Source organism: Nonomuraea sp. NPDC049421 (assembly GCF_040677005.1).
Lineage (GTDB): Bacteria > Actinomycetota > Actinomycetes > Streptosporangiales > Streptosporangiaceae > Nonomuraea > Nonomuraea salmonea.
This window is the reverse complement of the sequence record NZ_JBFAQA010000053.1, coordinates 23,141-37,546: the sequence shown is the minus strand read 5'-3', so window position 1 is coordinate 37,546 and position 14,406 is coordinate 23,141. Positions and strand designations below refer to the sequence as shown.

The window sequence follows — 14,406 nt, the reverse complement described above, 5'->3', positions numbered from 1 at the left end:
ACCAACATCACCGCCGCCACCGACCACTACCGCAGCCACCCCGCCGACGGTCTCCAGCTCCTCGGTCTCACCACATGAGAACGCTTCAGCCCTGCCCCCTGCACCGACCCGTAATAGCGCCCGCCGATCGTCACCCCGGTCAGCTTGTACTGCTGCGACCCCCGCGGATCCCCCAGGCTGACGGCGCCGGCCAGGTCGGGGGTGAAGCCGGCGAACCAGGCCGAGGCGTACCCGTCGGTGGTGCCGGTCTTGCCTGCGGCGGGCCGGCCGATGCCGCCCGCGCCCCGCATGGTCCCCTCGGTGAACACGCCCGACAGCACCTCGGCGGTGGCGTCGGCGATGGCGGGTTCGAGTGTCTCGCGGCACTTGGGGCGGTAACGGGTGGTCGAGCCGTCCCTGTCGGTGATGTGGGTGATGGCCATCGGCGCGCAGTAGGTGCCCCGGGCGGCGATCGCCGCGTAGGCGGCGGCCACCGTCACCGGGTCGGTCTCGTTGATGCCGAGCGTGAACGTCTCGTACTCGCGCAGCTTCTTGCCGTCCGCGCGCCGGATGCCGAGCGACTTCGCGGTCTTGACCGTGTCGCAGAGCCCGACCCGCTGCTCCAGCTCCATGAAGAAGGTGTTGACGGAGCTCCACGTGCCGGTGCGCAGTGTCTTCCAGCCGGGCGAGCCCTCGTCGTTGGTGACGGTATGGGTGGGGTCGCCGATGCTCTGGCCTGCGCAGTTCCTGAACGTCGAGTACGCCGGCGCCCGATAGCCCGCCCCCGCGGCCAGCCCGTCGTCCAGCTTCATGCCCTCCTTGAGCGCCGTGATCAGCGTGAACGTCTTCATCGTCGAGCCCGGCTGGAATCCGACACCGCCCCCGTGCGCGGTGTCGGCGACCACGTTGTACGAGATCTCGTTCTTCCCGGCGTCGGGGCCGTAGCGCCTGCTGGCGGCCATCGCCCTGATGGCCCCGCTGCCCGGCTGGACCAGCGCCTCGGCGGCCACGGGCCGGTCGGAGGCGTGCACGTACCGCTTGATGGCGCGCTCGGCGGCGGCTTGCGCGACCGGGTCGAGCGTGGTCCTGATGGTGAGCCCGCCCCGGTTGAGCATGGCCAGCCGGGCCTTGGCGGTACGGCCGAAGTCGGGGTTGCTCAGAATCTCGTGCCGGACATAAAGGCAGAAGTACGGATATTTGCTGGCTTCGCAGCCGCCGGGCAGCCGCGTGCCCTTGTAGCCCAGCTTCGTGGCCTTGGCCGCGGCCGCCTCCTCAGCGGTGATCTTGCCCAGCTCCGCCATCCGGTTCAGCACCACGTTGCGGCGGTGCAGCAGCCGCTCCCGGTGCTCGCGGCCGAGGTTGGGGTCGGTGGCGTTCGGGTCCTGCACGGCACCGGCCAGCGTGGCGGCCTGCGCCAGGGTCAGGTCGGCCGCGTGCACGCCGAAGAACCGCTTGGCGGCGGCCTCGACGCCGTACGCGCTCGCCCCGAAGTACGCGATGTTCAGATATTTCTCGAGAATCTGGTCCTTGGTGTACTTCTGCTCGATCCCCATCGCGTACCGCAGCTCGTTGAGCTTGCGCGCGTAGCTGGCCTCGATGGCGGCGTTCCGCTCCGCCTCGGTGCCGGCCGAGTTGAGCAGCACCTGCTTGACGTACTGCTGGGTGATGGAGGAGCCGCCCTGGCTGGTGCGGCCCGTCTGCAGGTTCGTGGCGAGGGCGCGCAGCGTGCCCTCGACGTCGATCGCCCCGTGCTCGTAGAAGCGGAAGTCCTCGATCGCCACGATCGCGGTCCGCATCTGCTCGGCGATCTCGTCGAGGCCGACGATCTCGCGGTACTCCTCGTAGAAGCGGGCGATCTCGCCGCCCTTGGCGTCCCGCACGATCGTCACCTCGGCGGGCGGCGGCTCGGCGAGATCGACCGGCTTGAGGTTCACCTCGTCCGCCGCCGCCACGAACCCGGCCCCCATGCCCCCGACGGCCGGGATCGCGATCGCGGCCACGAGCACGCCCGACCCGGCGGCGGCCGCGGCGAGGCGCAGGAGCTTCGTCCCCCGACGTCGCATCAGAGCCTGCCGAGTCCGCGGGCCAGGACGGTGGCGGTCTGCGCGATCACCTTGTCGTCGGCGGGCTGCCCCGCGGCCGTGCGGTTGGTGTAGACGGCCAGGATGATCGGTGCGCCCGAGCGGCCGGACGGCCAGGCGATCGCGACGTCGTTGCCCGCGCCGATCTCCTGGTTGGTGCCGGTCTTGTCGCCGATGGTCCACTTCTTCGGCAGGCCGGCGCGGATGCGGGCGTCACCGGTCTCGTTCGCGATGAGCCAGCGGTTGAGCTGCGCGCGGTCCTTGGGGTGCAGCGCCCTGCCCGCGGTGAGCAGGCGCAGGTCGCGGGCCAGTGCCGAGGGGGTGGTGGTGTCGCGCCTCTCCTTGGGCGTCCAGTCGTTCAGCTCGGTCTCCCAGCGGTCGAGCCGCGAGACCGGGTCCTTGAGGCTGCGGAAGTACCGGGTCAGCCCGGCGGGCCCGCCGAGCTGCTTGAGCACCATGTTGGCCGCGGTGTTGTCGCTCAGCGTGATGGCGGCCTTGCAGAGCTGCGCGACCGTCAGCCCGTCCTTGACGTGCTTCTCGGTCGTGGGCGAGTTCGGCTTCACCTCTGCCTCCGTCCACTTCACCCGCTTGTTCATCAGGCCGGGCTCGGACGTGCGCGCCTTGTGCAGCGCCGCCCCGCACGCCACCGCCTTGAACGTGGACAGCAGCGGGAACCGCTCGCCCGAACGGTAAGCCACCGTCCTCCCCGTCGCCGTGTCGATCGCGTACGCCCCGATGCGCCCCTTGAAGGACGACTCGAGCGCCCGCAGTTCCTTGCTCACCAGCGCCTGGCCGGAGAGCTCGGCGGTGACCGCCGATACGGTGGCCGCCGAGGCGGTGGCGGGGCTCGCGGTCGCGGCCCCGCCGGCCAGCAGCGAGAGGGTCAACGCAGTCGCCTGCGCCGCGGCCGGGAGCCGCCGGGCACGAAGGTGTCGCATGCCAAGTCCTTGCCGTCGTTCGATCAGATCAGAGGGCAGGAGCAAAGCAGACGCGAAAGCGCGATGTCTAATAGCGATATCGCGAAAGCATTCATATCGCTTTCCATATCCTTGCAGGTCAGTGCCCGTTTTGCCGGAACGGCAACGTGGTTACCCGCCGCCTTCGCGAGCGGCCCATAGTGCTGGGAAAGGAGGAATGACATGAAGGACATCACGCATCGGCTGATCGAGGGGCCCGCAGGGCGGATCCACGTGGCGGAGCAGGGCGACGGGCCCCTGGTGCTGCTGGTGCACGGTTTCCCCGAGTCGTGGTACTCGTGGCGCCACCAGCTGCCCGCGCTGGCCGCCGCCGGTTACCGGGCGGTGGCGATGGACGTGCGCGGCTACGGGCGGTCGGTCAAGCCGGCCAGAGTGGCGGCGTACCGGATGCTGGAGCTCGTCGCCGACTGCGTGGCCGTGGTGCGGGAGCTGGGCGGAGGGCCGGCGGTGATCGCCGGGCACGACTGGGGGTCGGGCATCGCCGCGCACAGCGCGCTGCTGCGGCCCGACCTGTTCCGGGCGGTCGCGCTGTTCAGCGTCCCGTACGCGCCGCGCGGCCCGCAGCGGCCCGCCGACGCGTTCGCGGCGATGGGCGGCGAGGAGGAGTTCTACGTCAGCTACTTCCAGGAGCCAGGGCGGGCCGAGGCGGAGATCGAGTCCGACGTACGAGGGTGGCTCGCGGGCTGCTACGCCGCGCTGTCGGCGGACGGACCGGGCGAGAGCGCCTTCTTCCTGCCCGCCGGCGGCCGGTTGCGCGACCGCTGGCCGAAGGACGCGCTGCCGTCCTGGCTCGGTGAGGAGGACTTCGACGTCTACGCGGGCGAGTTCGAGCGCACCGGCCTGACCGGCGGGCTCAACCGCTACCGCAACGTGGAGCGCGACTGGGAGGACCTCGCGGCCTGGGACGGCGCCCCGATCCTGCAGCCGTCGCTGTTCGTCGCGGGCGCGCAGGACGCGGGCGTACGGTGGCTGGCGGGCGCCATCGAGGCGTTCCCGCAGACCATGCCCGGCCTGTCGGGCAGCCACCTGATCGACGGCTGCGGCCACTGGGTGCAGCAGGAGCGCCCGCAGGAGGTCAACCGGCTGCTGGCCGACTGGCTCGCCACACTGTCCTGAGCGTTCGGTCACGCCACGTGGCCGACTGCTTGGGTAGTGTCATAGGTATGCGTTCACTCAAGAGCCGGTTCGTGCCCCTGGCCCTCTTCGCCTCGTGCGTGCTCGCGGCCGGTTGCAGTGAGGTCAACAACACCATCGACAAGGCCCAGGCCTGCATCGAGGCGCCCAAGATCATCACCGAGCTGGCCGCCGAGGTCACCAAGCTGACCGACGACCCCCAGGCCATGGACAAGGCGATCGACGACGCCGCGGCCAAGCTCAACGGCGTGGCCGACTCGGCGGCCAACACCACGCTCAAGGAGGCCAGCGACAGCCTGGCCACCACGCTGACCGGCATCACGGTCAACGACGTCAACGACGCGGTCGACGCCGCCCAGAAGGTCGCCACCGAGAGCGCCGACTACGTCAACCAGGTCGCGCAGGCCTGCAGCTGACCCTCAAGGACAATCCCGGCATCTCTAGGGGAAATGGGGACGAATTACCGTTTTTCCATGGAACCCGACCCGCGTTTCACCTTGGCCAACGAACGCACCTTCCTCACCTGGCTGAGCACGGCGCTGGCGCTCAGCGCGGGTGGGGTGGCCATCGCGGCGGTGCCGTCCGACGTGTTCGTGCCGTGGCTGCGTACGTGCCTGGCCGTCGCGCTCGTCACCCTGTCCGCGCTGGCGGCCGGCATGGCCTACCCCCGCTGGCGCAACATCCAGCGCGCGCTGCGCAAGCAGGCGCCGCTCCCGCCGCCCGCGCTCGCGGCCGTCTTCGGTTACGGCGTCGCCGCCGTCGCGGTGGCCGCCCTCGTCCTGATCATCCTGTCGGCGCGGGGCTGACGGCGAGGACGCCGTGGGCATCACTCCGGAAGAGGAGATCTGGGACGAGGGCCTGCAGAGCGAGCGCACCCGGCTCGCCTGGGTGCGCACCGCCGTGGCGCTGTCCACCGGCGGGCTCGGCGCCGCCGGCGTCGCGCTGCGCAGCGGCCTGCCGGCGCCCGCCATCGCCGCGTTCGCGCTGGCCGCGCTCTGCGGCGCGGTGCTGCTGATCAGGACCAGGCAGCGCTTCCGCCGCGTGCAGGCCGCCCTGCACGGCGGCCGCCCCCTCGACGCGGGGCTCGACGCGATCGTCGCCTGGCTCGGCACGCTGAGCGTGGTCGCGGGCGCCGTGACCTTCGTGTTCACCGTTCGGTAGGGCCGGGTTGCGGCACGCCGGGAGGGAGGCGGACACTCGGAAGCAGGGGGTGACCTCATGGAAGAAGAACTGCGGATCGTGCCTTTCGAGTGTCAGCGCTGCTGGCACGTGTGGGAGGAGGAATACGTCGTCAGGCACCAGGAGGACCGTCACGGCAACGCGGGTGAGATCTGGCTGCGCGCCGGGCTGCCCGTCTCGCCGCCCTCCTCGGGCGCCATCTGCCCGCACTGCGGCTGCCAGCGGGCCACGACCTTCCCGGACGGCTACCTGTCACGCCATCCGGAGCTGAGGAGAGCGGCGGAGCCCGCCGTCCCCGACGAGACGCCGCTGATCAGCCCGGTACGCCCGCCGCTGTACTGAACTCCCCGACCCTCCATCCAGAGCCGGCTCCGGCACCCCTGGAGGAGTGCCGGAGCCGGAACCCTCTAGCTGAGGCTCTCCAGCCACGCCTGGTGCAGCCCGGCGAAGCGGCCGGACGCGGCGATGAGCTGGGCCGGCGGCCCGTCCTCGACGATGCGGCCGTGCTCCATCACCAGCACCCGGTCCGCGATCTCCACCGTGGACAGCCGGTGCGCGATGATCAGCGCGGTGCGCTCGGCCAGGATCGTCCGCAGCGCCCGCTGCACCAGCCGCTCGCTCGGCACGTCGAGGCTTGAGGTGGCCTCGTCGAGGATGAGCACGGCAGGGTCGGCGAGGAACGCCCGCGCGAACGCGACGAGCTGGCGCTGACCGGCCGACATGCGCCCGCCGCGCTTGCCCACCTCGGTGTCGTAGCCGTCGGGCAGCGACGAGATGAACTCGTGGGCGCCGATGGCCTTGGCCGCCTCGCGTACCTGGTGGTCGGTGGCGTCGGGGCGGCCGAACCTGATGTTGTCCGCCACCGTGCCGTCGAACAGGAAGTTCTCCTGCGTCACCATGACCACCGCCTGGCGCAGCGTCGGCTCGTCGAGCGTGCGCAGGTCCACCCCGTCGAGCAGCACGCGGCCCTCGGTCGGGTCGTAGAAGCGGGAGATCAGCTTGGCCAGCGTGGTCTTGCCGGCGCCGGTCGCGCCGACCAGCGCCACGCTCTGCCCGGCCGGGATGGTCAGGTCGAGGCGCGGCAGGATCGGCATCTCCTTGACGTAGGAGAACTCGACGCCGTCGAAGCGCACCTTGCCCTGCGCCCGGCCGCCCGGCAGCGCCGCGGGCTCGCGCGGCTCCGGCACGCCGGGCTCCTCCTCCAGCACGCCGGACAGCTTCTCCAGCGCCGCGCCGGCCGACTGCAGCGTGTTGTAGAACTGGCTGATCTCCTGCATCGGCTCGTAGAACTGGCGCAGGTAGAGCATGAACCCGGCCAGCACGCCGACCTCCACCTCGCCGTGCAGGGCGAGGTAGCCGCCGTAGAGCAGCACCGCGCCGATCGTCATGTTGCCGATCAGCTTGATGCCGGTCATGAACGTCGCGCCGAGGATCATGCTGCGCGCGTTCGCGTCGCGGTAGTCGTCGTTGAGCTGCTCGAAGATCTCCTGGTTACGCGGCTCCCTGCGGAACGCCTGCACCGCGCGGATGCCGATCATCGACTCCACGAAGTGCACGATCACCAGGGCGACCGTCTCCCTCGTCCGCCGGTAGACGACCGCCGACTGCCGCTGGAACCACTTGGTGAACAGCAGCAGCAGCGGCAGCGGGACCAGCGCCACGAGGCCGAGGTGCACGTCCAGCACCAGCAGCAGCACCGCCGTGCCGACCAGCGTCAGCACCGCCTTGACCAGCGCGTCGAACCCCGACTGCACCAGCTCGGCGATGGCCTCGATGTCGGAGGTCAGCCGGGAGATCACCCGGCCCGAGGTGTACTTCTCGTGGAAGCTCAGCGACAGCCGCTGGAAGTGGTCGAACACCCTCCTGCGCAGCGTCAGCAGGATGCTCTGGCCGACCGTCCCCATCAGCCGCAGGAACGCCTGGCGGGCCAGCGCCTGGGTGACCGCCGCGGCCAGGATCACCCCGACCACGGTCAGCAGCACCGTCGGGGCCCGGCCGCCGGTGATCGGCGGGATGCCCCGGTCGATGCCGACCGAGACCAGGAACGGGATCGACAGCCCGGCCGCGTTGGAGACCACGATGATCAGGACGAGCAGCGCGATCTTCTTCCGGTACGGCCGCAGCAGATCGCCGAGCAGCCGCCGCGAGCGGGCCCGCAGCAGCACCGACACCTTCTCCGACAGCTCGTCCTGGTCCTCGGAGCCGACGCCGCGCCAGGCGGCGTTCTTCTCAGGAGCCGTCGCGGTCGTGGTCGCCGTCGTGGTCATCGCAGGGCTCCTTCCGCCGCGTCGTCGAAGTCGGCGTCCTGCGCCAGGAGCGCGCGGTACTCCGGCACCTGTGCCAGCAGCTCGCGGTGCTGGCCGACGTGCGTGATCGTGCCGTCGCGCAGCAGCGCGACCTTGTCGGCCAGCAGCACCGTGGAGGCGCGGTGGGCGACCACGATGCCGGTCGCGTCGCGCAGCACGTGCCGCAGCGCCTCCTCGACCAGGGCCTCGGTCTCGGCGTCGAGCGCGGACAGCGTGTCGTCGAGCACGAGGATGCGCGGCTTGCTGAGCACCGCCCTGGCCAGGGCGAGCCGCTGCCGCTGCCCGCCGGACAGCGACAGGCCCTGCTCGCCGATGCGGGTGTCGAGACCCCACGGCAGGTCGTACACGAACATCGCCTGCGCGGTCTGGATGGCCTGCTCCAGCTCCTCCTCGGTGGCGTCGAGCCGGCCCAGCATGAGGTTCTCGCGCACGCTCATCGAGAACAGCGTGGGCTCCTCGAACGCGGTGGCGACCACCTGGCGCAGCTGCTTGAGATCGAGGTCGCGGACGTCGTGACCGTCGATCGTGACCCGGCCCGAGGTGGGGTCGAGCAGGCGGGGCACCAGCGCGGTCAGGGTGGTCTTGCCCGACCCGGTGGCCCCGACGATGGCGACCGTCTCACCCGGCCGCACGTCCAGCCAGACGTCCTGGAGCACGGGCTGCTCGGAGTCGGCGAAGCGGAAGCCGACGCCCTCGAAGCGCAGGTGGCCGTGCGGCTCCTCGATGACGTCCGAGCCGCTCTCGATGGTGGGGACGGTGTCCATGACCTCCATCAGGCGGTCGGCGGAGGTCATCGCCTCCTGCGCCATGACCAGCAGGTAGCCGAGGCTCGCCACCGGCCAGACGAGCTGCAGCATCAGCGTGGTGAAGGCGACCAGCGCGCCCAGCGTCAGCGCGCCGGAGCCGACCGCCAGCGCGCCGAGCAGCAGCACCAGCGCCAGCGTGATGTTGGGCACGATCTCCAGGAAGGAGAAGAACTTCGCCGACAGCCGCACCTTGCTCATCGAGGAGCCGTAGACCTTGAGCGCGGCCTCGTCGTAGCGGTCGAAGACGTGGTGGCGGCGGCCGAACGCCTTGATCGTGCGAATGCCGATCGCCGACTCCTCGACGAACGTGGCGAGGTCGCCCTGCTCGTCCTGGACCTGGCGGGAGATCTTGATGTAGCGCCGCTCGAAGCGCTGGGAGGTCATCACGATCGGCACGACCGAGGCCAGCACCAGCAGGCCGAGCGGCCAGTACTTGTTGAGCAGCAGCACGGTGACGGTGACGACCTGGAGCACGTTCATGACCAGGAACAGCGCGCCGAAGCCGAGGAAGCGCCGCAGGGTCGACAGGTCCGTCGTCGCCCGTGACAGCAGCTGGCCCGACTGCCAGTCGCCGTGGAAGGCCATGGGCAGGCGCTGGAGGTGGGCGTAGAGGTCGTCGCGGATGGCGGTCTCCAGGCCGAGCACCGGCTTGACCTGGATGAAGCGCCGGAAGAAGATCAGCAGCGCTTCGAGCGCGCCCACGCCGACCGCCAGCAGGCCGAGCGGCAGCAGAGCGCCGGGGTCCTTGTCGGCCACGGGCCCGTCGATGACCTGCTCGATGATGAGGGGGAAGACGATCACCAGGCCGACGCCGACGAGTGCGGTCAGCCAGATGACGACCAGCCGTAAGACGTAGGGGCGGAGGTAGGACCGCATCCGCCACAGGGAGTTGGCGGAGAGCCTGGAGGAGGATCTGGAAGACGGCCCGGAAGACGGCAGGGCAGGGCGAGGTTGGTGCGTATCGGGAGGCATCCCTTCTAGGCTAATACGCCGGATCAACCGATTTTCTGTGGCCTCAGGGTGGGTTTTCTGTACATGACGTGGGAAAACGTGAATGTCACGCACTTTCGGCCGGTCCGTAAACCGTAGTTGACGACAGGAAGGAGGGCGGCCGATGATCGGCGAATCCGAGCTCGCACACCTGCGGCGCTGCGTCGAGCTGGCCCGCGGTGCGCTCGATGCGGGCGACGAGCCGTTCGGCTCCGTGCTGGTCGCCGGCGACGGCGCGGTGCTCGCCGAGGACCACAACCACATCGCGTCCGGCGACCGTACCCGGCATCCTGAGTTCGCGCTGGCCCGCTGGTCGGCCGAGCACCTCACGCCGGAGGAGCGCGCCGCCGCCACCGTCTACACCTCGGGCGAGCACTGCCCGATGTGCGCCGCCGCGCACGCCTGGGTCGGGCTCGGCCGCATCGTGTACGCCACCTCCTCGGCCCAGCTCACCACCTGGCTCGGCGAGCTGGGCGTGCCGCCGCCGCCCGTGCGCCCGCTGCCGGTCAACGAGATCGCGCCGGGCGTGACCGTCGAGGGCCCCGCGCCCGAGCTGGCCGACGAGGTGCGCGAGCTGCACAGGAGGTACCACAGCGGACGGCCGACATCCGTTTGACCTGCGGTTTGCCGCCCGCGTGGCACAGTCGGACACATGGTGCACGGCCGCTCCATCAGGGCTCGGATGACGCTCGCGACGGTGGCGTCGTTCGGCGTCCTCCTGCTGGGCGGAGCGGCCCTGCTCTCGGCGACGTGGCCGTCCAGGGCCCGCGCCGACCTGGTGTCGCAGGCCGCCACCGCGAGCAGGCACCTCACCACGATCGTCGACACCCAGCGCTTCGAGGGCCCCATCCCGCCGATGAACGGCATCGGGCTGCTGCAGATCGTCGACTACGAGGGCCGCGTGGTCGCCGCCAGCGCCGGCCTGCTCGGCGAGCCGCCGATCACCCAGGCCCGGCCCACCGGCGGTGACTCGCAGGTCGAGACCCGGGAGTGCCGGCCGGAAGGCTGCCTCGCCGTCGTCGGCACCAGCAACCGCGCCACCGTCTACGGCCCCGTCGTCGCCTACGCGGCCGTCCGCGAGCCGTTCCTGCTGCACTCGCCGTACCTGCGGGTCATGCTCTTCGGCTCCTCCGCGCTGCTGCTGGCGCTGATGGCCTGGGGCACCTGGTACGGCGTCGGCCGCGTGCTCGCCCCCGTCGAGGAGATCAGGCAGGGCCTGCAGCGGATCAGCGCCGAGGACCTCAGCTCCCGCGTCGCGGTGCCCGACTCGCGCGACGAGGTGGCCGAACTGGCCGCCACCGTCAACGAGACGCTCGACCGGCTGGAGGACGCCGTGGAGCGGCACCGGCGCTTCGTCTCCGACGCCTCCCACGAGCTGCGCACCCCCATCACCGGGCTGATGGTGCGGCTGGAGGACGGGCTGTACGAGCGCGGCGAGGCCGACTGGCGGGCCGCGCTGGACGACGCGCAGCGGCTCGCCGACATCGTGCAGGACCTGCTGCTCATGGCCCGCCTGGACGCCGGGGCGCCGGTCAAGAAGAAACGCCTCGACCTCGGCCGCCTGGTCGAGGACGAGGTCGCGCGGCGACCCTCCCGGCTGCCCATCACCGTACGCGCCGAGCCCGGCGTGCACGTGCGCGGCAACCGGCTGCGGCTGGCCCGCGTCCTGACCAACCTGCTGTCCAACGCCGACCGCTACGGCGACTCCAAGGTGGAGGTGCACGTGCGGGGCAGCGGGGACGAGGCGGTGCTCGAAGTGGTGGACGACGGGCCCGGCATCCCCGAGGAGAAGCGGGAGCAGGTGTTCGAACGCTTCACCCGCCTCGACGGGACCCGCTCGCGCGACCTCGGCGGCAGCGGCCTAGGACTGCCGATCGCCCGGGACATCGCCAGGGAGCACGGCGGAGAACTGGCCATCGAAGGGCCGCAGACGCGGCTCGTCCTCCGCCTGCCCCGCGACTAGGCCCGCCTGCACCTTGACGCGCTCGTCGACGTCGGGGCGCGCGCTCAGCACCTCGTGGATCCGCTGCAGCCGGTCCGGCCCCGACCAGCGGCGGGCGGCCGTCCGCATGAGGTTGAGCACGTCGCGGCCGGGCAGCACGCGGGCGTCCTCCGCCAGCCTGCGCAGCACCTGGTCCACGTACTTCCAGGTCGGGCCCTCCGCCAGCGCGACGGCGTACCGTCCGGTGTGCGGCGTCTCGCTCAGCAGGAGGTCGAGCAGCAGTGCCACGGGGGAGCGCGGGTACGACTCCAGCGTCGGATCGACGTCCGCCGCGTAGGGCAGGAGGGCGGCGTACAGGTGGCCGAGCAGCGTGTCGTCGCGGAAGGCGATCTCGCGCATGGGGATCGAGCCGCTCGACCGCATCCCGCGGGCCGGCTGCGGCCGCTCGCCCGGCCACGTGAAGAAGACCAGGTCCGCCACGTCGATCTCGGCGTCCCGCTCGAAGGTCACCTCCAGCGTCCTGACCCCGTCGCGCAGCTCGTGGCGGACCTTGACCGTGCGGATCAGCGCGTCCCACTCGGCCCTGGTGAGCTGGGAGTGCCACAGGCGGGTCATCCTGCGCCACAGCTCGTTCGCGTGCTCCGGCTGGGCGCTGCCGAACAGCTCGGCCCCCGTCACCGGGCCGCCGGCCGCGAGGACCGCGAGCAGCATCAGGTTCGCGGCGTAGGCGGCGCAGCGGGCGGTCACGTCCGCTCGGGTGGGCTGGTAGGCGTCGTACGCCGAGCCCGGCCTGGCCTGCAGCGTCCGCGCGAACAGCTCGCACAGGTGCCTCCTGAGGATCTCGCGCCGGTCCTCCGTGAGGTCGCTCGTCAGGCGGTGGGCCAGGAAGTCCACCGTGGGGGCGCGGCCCGCCAGCGCGGCGAACGACAGCAGGGCGTGCAGGAAGCCGTCGTCGGGGGTGGCCGGGCGGCGGCGCGACTCGGCGAAGGCCAGCTGCTCCGCCATGTCCGCCAGCTCCCTGGCCACCAGGCGGGCGACCAGGTACTCGCCGAAGGTGGCGTGCAGGAACTCGTACGTCCTGAGCCGCTCGTGGTCGCGCAGCGCCTGGGTGGTGTGAATGAAGAAGAACCCGCCGATCACGCCTTCCGCCTGCGTCAGCCGGCGGCGGAAACCGGATCCTTCGCTCTTCTCTCCTGAGCCCGGCAGCAGCACGCGCAGGTCCGCGTCAAGGTCGGCGTCCGCGATCCACTGACGGCCGCGGTTGAACATCGCGAACGCCGTCACCGACAGCCGCAGCAGCTCGTCCTCCACGGCCCGTTCGAGTTCGTCGTCCGGCAGTCCCGGGCGGGTCTTGGCGACCTCCCGAGCGGCGAAACCGTGCAGCAGGCGCTCGTAGAGCTCGGCCTCGGGCAGGTCCTCGCGCATGAGACGGAGCGCGTTGGCGTCGGCGTCGTAGAGGGCCAGCAGGGACAGCAGCAGCGGCTGACCGGCCAGCTTCGGTACGGCGAGCACCTTCTCCAGGGGCAGGGGTTGCAGGTCGCGGCCGCGGAAGTATGCCTGGTTGGCGTCGTTCCAGACGGTGACCCACTGCTCGATCTGGTCGTCGTCGAAGGGCTCCAGGCGGATGACGTAGGAGCCCTCCGGCACCCTGGCCCGATCTGCGACCGCTGTCCTCGAGGTGACGATGACCGCCAGCGCTCGGCCCTTCTCGGCCTGGGTGCGCTGGAACTCGGCGACCCGCTCCAGGTAGTCGCTCTGGTTGACGCCGGTCGCCTGGAGCAGCTCGTCGAACCCGTCCAGCATGACCACCGGGAGCGCGCCGCCGCCCGCATGCACGAAGTCCGGCCAGGACATGTCCTCGTCCAGGGCGGCCCTGATGCCGTATTCGATCTGCGCGAGAACGTCGGCGTCCGCCGGCACGCCGCGCAGCTCCACCCTGAGCGGGAGGAACTCGCTCGCCGGAAGCCGGGCGGCGAGCACCCGGGTCAGCACGGACTTGCCCGCACCTGGCTGCCCCAGCACGAGCAGCGGCAACTCGGCGGACAGGGGCTGCGTCAGGTAGGCGGCCAGGACGGAAGTGAGGTCGTCACGGTATTCGACTTGTGCAGACATCTCCTCGGGGGCGTGGAGATTCGAATGCAGATGCAGACGGTACTGCGGGTCGATGTAGCCCTGTTCGAGAGCGGGGAGGGTCATGCCCGGGGGTGTACGAGTGGAGGACAACATCGGGCGCCGTAGAGCGGCCTGGTTCGATGTGATCAGCGCGATAAGGCGGTCAGGCAAGCCACGTACCTGCGGGATCGCGCCCAGCCGCCGCTCGATCCCGGCCAGGCCGTGCCCCAGCTTCCTGACCTCGGCCCTGGTGGCCTGGTGGTCGGCGCGGTCGATCCAGCAGGCCACCTCGGGGAACTCGGCGACCATCCGGCGGAACAGCTCCTCGTAGCGCCGCAGAGCCCGGACCGGTGTGTCGTCACGCAGCCGCGACCGTGTGGTCTCATCCCAGCGGTCCCAACACGCGAGCCCTTCCAGGACGTGGAGCAGCGCGTTGGTGAGCACGCGGTAGTGAATGAGGACGACCTTCACCGAGTGCTCGTAAGCATGGCCGGCATCTGGGATCGGCATGGTGAGGTTGTCGGTCACGGAACGCATCTGCCCGTCGGTGCCGAGGATGCGGCGCTGGTCCTCAAGAGTCAGCTCGCGGAGCACGTCCATCTCGGCGAGTGCCTCTAAGTAGGCGACCATCACGATGACCGCGTGGGCCGCCGCCAGCCGTTGCGTGGTGTCGTACCGGCTCAGGCCCTTGATCTTGTCGCGCGTTCGGCGCAGGAAGGTGTCACCGAGCCGGACCGCCTCGCCGCGGGCGTCGAACAGATCGATCTCGCCGAGCCCGAACAGCGCCAGGGAAGAGCCCTTGTCGAGCAGACCCGTAACCGCCGTCGGGCCGCCCAGGAGGGCTACGGCGTCGCGATAGGTGAGGAGTTGCCGCACTCGCCCAGTCTGCCGGAGTCGGGG

At 71.0% G+C, this 14,406-nt stretch carries 12 protein-coding genes; 7 read left to right on the top strand and 5 right to left on the bottom strand.

Features of this window, described 5'->3' with window-relative positions; translation table 11 throughout:
* Nucleotides 1-26: 26 nt before the first annotated feature.
* Together AB0K18_RS48730 and bla are read right to left on the bottom strand one after the other, a co-directional pair.
* Nucleotides 27-2,042 carry a transglycosylase domain-containing protein gene (locus AB0K18_RS48730; RefSeq protein ID WP_364929535.1) on the bottom strand — a complete coding sequence of 672 codons (2,016 nt, stop codon included), beginning with the start codon at nt 2,040-2,042 and terminating at the stop codon, nt 27-29.
* Nucleotides 2,042-2,998: a class A beta-lactamase gene (gene bla, locus AB0K18_RS48725; RefSeq protein ID WP_364929532.1), complete on the bottom strand. Its 957-nt coding sequence runs from the start codon at nt 2,996-2,998 to the stop codon at nt 2,042-2,044. Before bla ends, AB0K18_RS48730 begins: the two co-directional genes overlap by 1 nt.
* 201 nt (nt 2,999-3,199) lie before the next feature.
* Here bla and AB0K18_RS48720 point away from each other — a divergent pair, with 201 nt between their 5' ends.
* From AB0K18_RS48720 to AB0K18_RS48700, 5 genes are read left to right on the top strand one after another with little or no spacing between them, the layout of a single operon-like run.
* Nucleotides 3,200-4,153 (top strand): alpha/beta hydrolase, encoded by a 954-nt coding sequence (locus AB0K18_RS48720; protein WP_364929529.1) that lies wholly within the window; start codon nt 3,200-3,202, stop codon nt 4,151-4,153.
* Between the two features lie 47 nt (nt 4,154-4,200).
* Nucleotides 4,201-4,587: a hypothetical protein gene (locus AB0K18_RS48715; RefSeq protein ID WP_364929526.1), complete on the top strand. Its 387-nt coding sequence runs from the start codon at nt 4,201-4,203 to the stop codon at nt 4,585-4,587.
* A gap of 57 nt (nt 4,588-4,644) precedes the next feature.
* Nucleotides 4,645-4,977, top strand: a complete 333-nt coding sequence (locus AB0K18_RS48710) for a DUF202 domain-containing protein (protein WP_364929523.1) — start codon at nt 4,645-4,647, stop codon at nt 4,975-4,977.
* A gap of 13 nt (nt 4,978-4,990) precedes the next feature.
* Nucleotides 4,991-5,332, top strand: a complete 342-nt coding sequence (locus tag AB0K18_RS48705) for a DUF202 domain-containing protein (protein WP_364929520.1) — start codon at nt 4,991-4,993, stop codon at nt 5,330-5,332.
* Between the two features lie 57 nt (nt 5,333-5,389).
* On the top strand, nt 5,390-5,692 hold the full coding sequence (locus tag AB0K18_RS48700; protein WP_364929518.1) for a hypothetical protein: 303 nt from the start codon (nt 5,390-5,392) through the stop codon (nt 5,690-5,692).
* Between the two features lie 65 nt (nt 5,693-5,757).
* Here the strand turns inward: AB0K18_RS48700 and AB0K18_RS48695 are convergent, their stop codons facing one another.
* Both AB0K18_RS48695 and AB0K18_RS48690 read right to left on the bottom strand, forming a co-directional pair.
* On the bottom strand, nt 5,758-7,617 hold the full coding sequence (locus AB0K18_RS48695; RefSeq protein WP_364929514.1) for an ABC transporter ATP-binding protein: 1,860 nt from the start codon (nt 7,615-7,617) through the stop codon (nt 5,758-5,760).
* Nucleotides 7,614-9,338 carry an ABC transporter ATP-binding protein gene (locus tag AB0K18_RS48690; protein ID WP_364929511.1) on the bottom strand — a complete coding sequence of 575 codons (1,725 nt, stop codon included), beginning with the start codon at nt 9,336-9,338 and terminating at the stop codon, nt 7,614-7,616. The genes AB0K18_RS48695 and AB0K18_RS48690 overlap by 4 nt, the downstream gene beginning before the upstream one ends.
* Before the next feature lie 238 nt (nt 9,339-9,576).
* Between AB0K18_RS48690 and AB0K18_RS48685 the strand changes: the two genes are divergently transcribed.
* Both AB0K18_RS48685 and AB0K18_RS48680 read left to right on the top strand, forming a co-directional pair.
* Nucleotides 9,577-10,068 (top strand): nucleoside deaminase, encoded by a 492-nt coding sequence (locus AB0K18_RS48685; RefSeq protein ID WP_364929508.1) that lies wholly within the window; start codon nt 9,577-9,579, stop codon nt 10,066-10,068.
* Between the two features lie 36 nt (nt 10,069-10,104).
* Entirely contained in the window at nt 10,105-11,415 is a 1,311-nt protein-coding gene (locus AB0K18_RS48680; RefSeq protein ID WP_364929505.1) for a HAMP domain-containing sensor histidine kinase, read from the top strand.
* On the opposite strand, the gene AB0K18_RS48675 is transcribed toward AB0K18_RS48680, so the two are convergent.
* Nucleotides 11,314-14,382 carry a hypothetical protein gene (locus tag AB0K18_RS48675; protein WP_364929502.1) on the bottom strand — a complete coding sequence of 1,023 codons (3,069 nt, stop codon included), beginning with the start codon at nt 14,380-14,382 and terminating at the stop codon, nt 11,314-11,316. The genes AB0K18_RS48680 and AB0K18_RS48675 overlap by 102 nt on opposite strands.
* Between the last annotated feature and the right edge of the window lie 24 nt (nt 14,383-14,406).

Bases quoted from the DNA above. Each gene is read 5' to 3' on its own strand.
- AB0K18_RS48730 (WP_364929535.1), bottom strand. From the start codon at position 2,042: ATGCGACGTCGGGGGACGAAGCTCCTGCGCCTCGCCGCGGCCGCCGCC.
- bla (WP_364929532.1), bottom strand. From the start codon at position 2,998: ATGCGACACCTTCGTGCCCGGCGGCTCCCGGCCGCGGCGCAGGCGACT.
- AB0K18_RS48720 (WP_364929529.1), top strand. From the start codon at position 3,200: ATGAAGGACATCACGCATCGGCTGATCGAGGGGCCCGCAGGGCGGATC.
- AB0K18_RS48715 (WP_364929526.1), top strand. From the start codon at position 4,201: ATGCGTTCACTCAAGAGCCGGTTCGTGCCCCTGGCCCTCTTCGCCTCG.
- AB0K18_RS48710 (WP_364929523.1), top strand. From the start codon at position 4,645: ATGGAACCCGACCCGCGTTTCACCTTGGCCAACGAACGCACCTTCCTC.
- AB0K18_RS48700 (WP_364929518.1), top strand. From the start codon at position 5,390: ATGGAAGAAGAACTGCGGATCGTGCCTTTCGAGTGTCAGCGCTGCTGG.
- AB0K18_RS48695 (WP_364929514.1), bottom strand. From the start codon at position 7,617: ATGACCACGACGGCGACCACGACCGCGACGGCTCCTGAGAAGAACGCC.
- AB0K18_RS48690 (WP_364929511.1), bottom strand. From the start codon at position 9,338: ATGCGGTCCTACCTCCGCCCCTACGTCTTACGGCTGGTCGTCATCTGG.
- AB0K18_RS48685 (WP_364929508.1), top strand. From the start codon at position 9,577: ATGATCGGCGAATCCGAGCTCGCACACCTGCGGCGCTGCGTCGAGCTG.
- AB0K18_RS48680 (WP_364929505.1), top strand. From the start codon at position 10,105: ATGGTGCACGGCCGCTCCATCAGGGCTCGGATGACGCTCGCGACGGTG.